The organism is Ralstonia sp. ASV6 (assembly GCF_016429285.1).
GTDB classification, from domain to species: domain Bacteria; phylum Pseudomonadota; class Gammaproteobacteria; order Burkholderiales; family Burkholderiaceae; genus Ralstonia; species Ralstonia flaminis.
The window spans coordinates 1-5,325 of record NZ_JAELUI010000235.1 but is presented as its reverse complement, the minus strand read 5'-3'; the positions used below and the strand labels follow the sequence as shown (position 1 = coordinate 5,325).

Genomic DNA, 5,325 nt, shown 5'->3' with positions numbered 1-5,325 from the left:
TTTCTCGGCCATTTCCAGCCCGGGGCGCACGTCGGGGTCTGCCATTTCGAGCGGGAGCAGGAACGTCATCGCCAACATCGACCCCGGCGCCAGCGTCGCCACTTCGCGCAGCGTGGCAGCATTCGCCTCTTTGGTGAGATACATGCTCACACCCGTGGACACCACGACGGCTGGCTTGTTCGCATCAAAGCCCGCTGCCGCAAGACCCGCCTGCCAGGACCCGCCCGCTTCGAAATCAACCGGCACAAAGCGCAGCCAATCGGGCACGCCAAAGCCAAGTTCGATCAGGCGCTGGCGTTTCCATGCCTGCGGGTTGGGCTGGTCAACCTCGAACACCTTGAGGTGCGACGCAACGTCCGGCCTGCGTTGCGCAAAGCTGTCGAGCCCCGCCCCGAGGATGACGTACTGGCTCAGCCCCCGCGCCGCCTGCTCCACGACCAGGTCTTCAATGAAGCGTGCACGCGCCACGATGGAGGCGCGAAAGGGGCGCGTGAACTGCGGATGCATGTCGCCGCGCTGCTGCCAGCCGGGCTCGGGCGCGAGCAGCTTCAAGCCGACGTTGTCTTCCAGCACATGCGGTGGCGCGTCGACTTCAACATGCAGGGCACGCCACAAGGCGACGCGTGCTGCGGTGCTGTCAGGTGCCAGATCCTGCATGTTGTGCGTGCTCATGAATGCCTCCTCGGTTGCGTATCAGGTGACCGGTTGAAACTCGGGAAACACGGCAACGGCTTGCACAGGCTGTTTGGTCATGCAGACCTCGAACAGGCGGCTGCTCAACCAACCCGCCAGCCATGCCTGCAGCGCGGGCATGGGCCGCGCTGCAAACCAATCCGGCTCCACCGCCGCAAATTGCCGCACGAACGGAAAGATCGCCAGATCCGTCGCACACGGCGTTGCGCCGCCAAGATACCGCTGTGCCTGTAGCCTTGTTTCGAGTGGGGTCAGCTGTGTGGTCACCGCCTGCGCGCGCACGGCCTCGCGCGATTGCCCATCTTCCGGATAGCGGTCGGGGTATTTGTAGCGGTCGAGCAGGCGTTTGAAGTCGCCATCGTTGGTGCGCAGCAGGTTCAGGTTGTCGTCAGTCTGGGCGCGGCTCCACCAGCCTTGGGGGTCGGGCGATTCGAGCGCCCAGCGCATGATGTCCAGGCTCTCTTCCAGCACGCCGCCATCGGGCAGATGCAGCACCGGCACCGTCCCCTTGGGCGACAGCGCGAGCAGCGCGGCGGGTTTGTCGCGCATCACGATTTCAAACGTCTGGAAGCGCCGGTTGGCCTGCAGCATCGCCAGGCGCGCACGCATGGCGTACGGGCAGCGGCGGTAGCTGTAGAGCAAGGGCAGGGCGTGGTCGGTGGACATAGGGGCAAGCAAGAGGCGTTGATGCTGAGCGCGCTAGGGTAACGGGTTTGTCGTGGTCGACACGTTTTACGCGGCCAGTCGTGACCGGTCCGAGCGTCCACCACGCCGCACGGATTGCGGAGGTTGCCCGAACACACGGATGAACGCACGCCGCATGCGCTCCGGATCGGCAAAGCCAACGGCGCGGGCCACTTGTTCCAGGGATTCATCACCAGATTCCACGCGAGGGCGGGCGGCTTCCGCACGCAGTCTCTCGACAGCTTTGGCGGGCGTCTGGCCGGTCTCGGCCGCGAAGGCGCGATCGAACTGCCGGCGGCTCAGGTGCGCCACTTCCGCCAGGCGATCCACATCGAGCGCTTCGTGCAGGTGCTCGCGCGCATAGCTCAACGCACGTGCGATGCGGCTCGATGCCGGGTCCAGCTCCAGCAGCGCTGAAAACTGGGACTGCCCACCCGGCCGCCGGTGATACACCACCAGTTCACGAGCCACCGCGCGGGAAACATCAACGCCCAGGTCTTCTTCGATGAGCGCGAGCGCCAGGTCAATGCCCGACGAGATGCCGGCAGATGTCCACACCGGACCGTCGTGGATGAAGATGTGATCGCTTTGCACCTGAACGTGCGGATAGCGCCGCTGCAACTGCGCGGCCATGCGCCAGTGCGTGGTGGCGCGGCGGCCGTCGAGCAACCCTGCGGCAGCCAGGGCAAACGCGCCGGAGCACACACTCGTCATACGCCGCGAATGCTGCGCGGCTTCCTGCACGAAGGCGATCAGTGTGGCGGAAAACGTGTCCTCACGCGGGCCGTTGCCGCCCGAAATGACGAGCGTGTCGAAGGCCGGGTCGTCCAGCTTCTGCGTCTGCATGACCAGGCCTGGCGCGCTCTGCACCTGTGCGCCGTTTTCGGATAGCACGTCAATCCGGTAGGCCGGCTGGGGCGCCAGGCGGTTGGCCACGTCAAAGGCCGTCAGCGGGCCTGTGAAATCGAGCAGGCTGCAGCCCGGAAACACCAGAAAGCCGATTCTGCGCATGATGTCTTGAAATGAGGGAATAACGTCATTTAGGCCTGATCTTCCTCCGCCAGACTGCACCTGTCAAATGCACTGCTGGAGAGTCGATCATGACTGCCGTCGCACTTTCGCACGCTGGTTTCGCCCACGCTTCACGCCATCACCGCTGGAAGGTGCTGGGAGTGGGCGTGGCCGCCAATGCCAGTTTTTCTGCCGCGTTTTCGGGCATCCCGACCACGGCGGTGTTCATCCGCTCGGCTTACCACCTGGGCAATGCCGAGCTGGGCATCGCGCTTGGGCTGCTGGGGTTGGGCATCGCCATCAGTGAGCTGCCGTGGGGCCTGCTGACCGACCGCTGGGGCGACCGTGCCGTCCTGCTGGCGGGCCTTGGGGCGACGGCGCTGGCGCTGCTGGTGATGGCGTGCTTCGTGGCGCCCATGCATGGCAGCGTGCCGCCGCTGACGTGGCTGGCGGCCGGCATGCTGAGCGTGGGTCTGCTGGGTGGCAGCGTGAATGGGTCCAGCGGCCGTGCGGTCATGGGCTGGTTCCGTGAGGGCGAGCGCGGCCTTGCCATGAGCATCCGTCAGACCGCTGTGCCGCTGGGCGGCGGCATTGGGGCGCTGGTGTTGCCGAGCCTGGCTGCACACGCCGGGTTTGCCGTGGTGTATGGCGTGCTGGCGGCGGCCTGCATGTTGACGGCGGTGTTGACGTGGTTGTGGGTGCACGAGGCGCCGGACGTCGTGACCACCATCGCCAAGACCGCCGCCGACGCCGGACGTGGCCCACTCCGCGATCCGATGCTCTGGCGCATGGCGCTGGCCATCGGCCTGCTCTGCGTGCCGCAAGGTGCGGTTGTTGCCTTCGCGACCGTTTTCCTGCGTGACTTTGCGCACGCTAACGTGCTGACGCTCAGCCTGACGATGGCTGCGGTGCAGGGCGGTGCAGCAGTCATGCGCGTGTGGAGCGGCCGCTGGACGGATCGCCACGGCAATCGCCGCGCTTACCTGCTGGCCTGTGCCCGGCTGAGTGTGGTGTTGTTTGTCGTGTTGGCTGGCGTCGCCTGGGCGACGGCTGCGCTGCCGATCGATCTGTCGATCATGCGTGCGGCACTGGTGGCGGCCATCGTCGTTGCCGGCATCAGCGTGTCGGCATGGCATGGGGTGGGTTTTACCGAGATGGCGACGATGGCTGGCGTGCAGCGCGCCGGCACGGCATTGGGCCTGGGCAATACTGGCGCCTTTACCGCGCTCGGGGTGACGTCGCTGTGCCTGCCGCATGTCCTGGCGTGGTCGTCGTGGCCAGTGGTGTGGCTGGTGACGGCGGGCAGTGCGCTGATTGCGTTGCGCGTGCTGCCGGCGGTACAGAAGTAGGCTCTAGCGCGGCGCCAGTCCCCTTCGTTTCTTCCTATAGTGAGCCGCAGGTCGCCCTGGCCTGGATATGGCGGCCACTGCACAACGAGACGAGGGGGCCATCATGGCAGGCTTGAGCGTCATTCAGCACGTGGTCGTGCTGATGCTGGAGAACCGGTCATTCGACAACCTGTTCGGCACGCTCTACCCCAAGAGCGCCGAGTTTGACGGGCTCTCCGGCACCGAGACCAACCCCGACGGCAGCGGTGAACCCATCCGCGTGTGGACCACGCCGGCGCCACCCAACGTGATGACGCTGCCCAGCCCCGACCCGGGCGAGCTGTTCACCGACATCAACCAGCAACTCTTTGGCGCGCAGACTCCGCTGGGGCAGACGCCCACCATGCAGGGTTTCACCACCAACTACGCCAAGAACGGCGGTGACCCGCGCGACATCATGCATTTCTTCACGTCGGACCAGGTGCCGGCACTGTCCACGCTGGCACGCAACTACGCCGTGAGTGACGCGTGGTTTGCCGCCGCGCCGTGCCAGACGTGGCCCAACCGCTTCTTCGTGCACACCGGCACGGCGCACGGTTATCCGAACAACTCGCCGGTGCACTTTCCGTATCTGATGCCGACGCTGTTCAACGCGCTTGACGGCGTCGTGCCGGACGATTGGGCCGTCTATTACCACGACTTTGCGCAGTCGCTCACGCTCACGCGCTTGTGGATGCATCTAGACCACTTCCACCTGTTCGACGATTTTCTGGACGATGCCTCCAACGGCAGGCTGCCCTCTTACAGCTTTATCGAGCCGCGCTACTTTGCCGATCTCGATTGGCCGAATGACATGCACCCGCCGCACGATGTCGGCTATGGCGACGCGCTGGTCGCGCAAGTGTACAACGCGCTGTGCACCTCGCCGCAGTGGCACCAGATCCTGCTGATCGTCACCTTTGACGAACATGGCGGCTGCTACGACCACGTGCCGCCGCCGTCTGCCGTGCCGCCCAGCCCGCCGCAGCCGGGGCAGCTCTTCGCGTTTGACCGGCTGGGTGTGCGCGTGCCGGCGGTGGTGGTGTCGCCGTGGATTCCCAGGGGCACCGTCTTTCGCTCGACTGTGGCGCAGCCGTACGACCACACCGCCATCATCAAGACGCTGCGCAACCGCTACAACATCCAGACACCGCTCACCGCCCGCGATGCGAGCGCGCCGGACCTCGCTCAAGTGCTGGAGTTGACCGCACCGGATGACAACCGGGACCCGATCGTCGCCCGCACCATGGTTGCTGACCCAGTCGGCCTGCAGGCCGCGCGCAATGCACCACTCAACGATTTCCAGTGGGCCATGCACGAATCGGCAGCGATGTTGGCGCCGCTGGGCACGGGCATCAGCATTGATGATCACGTGCGCAATCTGTCGACCGATCAGCAACCACCCGTGCCGGCTGCCCAGAATGCTCAGCAGGCGGCGCAGCACATCAAGGACGTGTTAGCGTCGATGGATTTGCCGTATGCAGGTCAATGAGCATGAACACACCGTTGCAGCATCGCCCCACGCTGATCCGCGCCTTTGAACCCGGCGACGAGCTCGCCCTGCACGCCA

General features: G+C 65.6%; 5 protein-coding genes. 2 read left to right on the top strand and 3 right to left on the bottom strand.

Annotated features, from left to right (window positions below):
- The 3 genes from JHD73_RS26465 to JHD73_RS26455 form a co-directional block, all read right to left on the bottom strand.
- Positions 1-672 (bottom strand): class I SAM-dependent methyltransferase (locus JHD73_RS26465; RefSeq protein ID WP_233177167.1); only part of this gene is annotated, 672 nt, incomplete at its 3' end.
- 21 nt (positions 673-693) lie between these two features.
- Positions 694-1,359: a glutathione S-transferase gene (locus JHD73_RS26460; RefSeq protein WP_199033122.1), complete on the bottom strand. Its 666-nt coding sequence runs from the start codon at positions 1,357-1,359 to the stop codon at positions 694-696.
- Positions 1,360-1,425: 66 nt separating this feature from the next.
- A complete protein-coding gene (locus JHD73_RS26455) occupies positions 1,426-2,388 on the bottom strand; it encodes a GlxA family transcriptional regulator (protein WP_199033121.1) in 963 nt (320 codons plus the stop codon).
- 89 nt (positions 2,389-2,477) lie between these two features.
- Here JHD73_RS26455 and JHD73_RS26450 point away from each other — a divergent pair, with 89 nt between their 5' ends.
- Positions 2,478-3,737 (top strand): MFS transporter, encoded by a 1,260-nt coding sequence (locus JHD73_RS26450; protein ID WP_199033120.1) that lies wholly within the window; start codon positions 2,478-2,480, stop codon positions 3,735-3,737.
- A 103-nt stretch (positions 3,738-3,840) separates the two neighbouring features.
- Complete coding sequence (locus tag JHD73_RS26445; RefSeq protein ID WP_199033119.1) at positions 3,841-5,247, top strand: alkaline phosphatase family protein; 1,407 nt, start codon at positions 3,841-3,843, stop codon at positions 5,245-5,247.
- The last annotated feature ends 78 nt before the right edge of the window (positions 5,248-5,325 follow it).

What these genes read in the sequence shown, in the direction of transcription:
- JHD73_RS26460 (WP_199033122.1), bottom strand. Translation starts at nt 1,359, where the DNA reads ATGTCCACCGACCACGCCCTGCCCTTGCTCTACAGCTACCGCCGCTGC.
- JHD73_RS26455 (WP_199033121.1), bottom strand. Translation starts at nt 2,388, where the DNA reads ATGCGCAGAATCGGCTTTCTGGTGTTTCCGGGCTGCAGCCTGCTCGAT.
- JHD73_RS26450 (WP_199033120.1), top strand. Translation starts at nt 2,478, where the DNA reads ATGACTGCCGTCGCACTTTCGCACGCTGGTTTCGCCCACGCTTCACGC.
- JHD73_RS26445 (WP_199033119.1), top strand. Translation starts at nt 3,841, where the DNA reads ATGGCAGGCTTGAGCGTCATTCAGCACGTGGTCGTGCTGATGCTGGAG.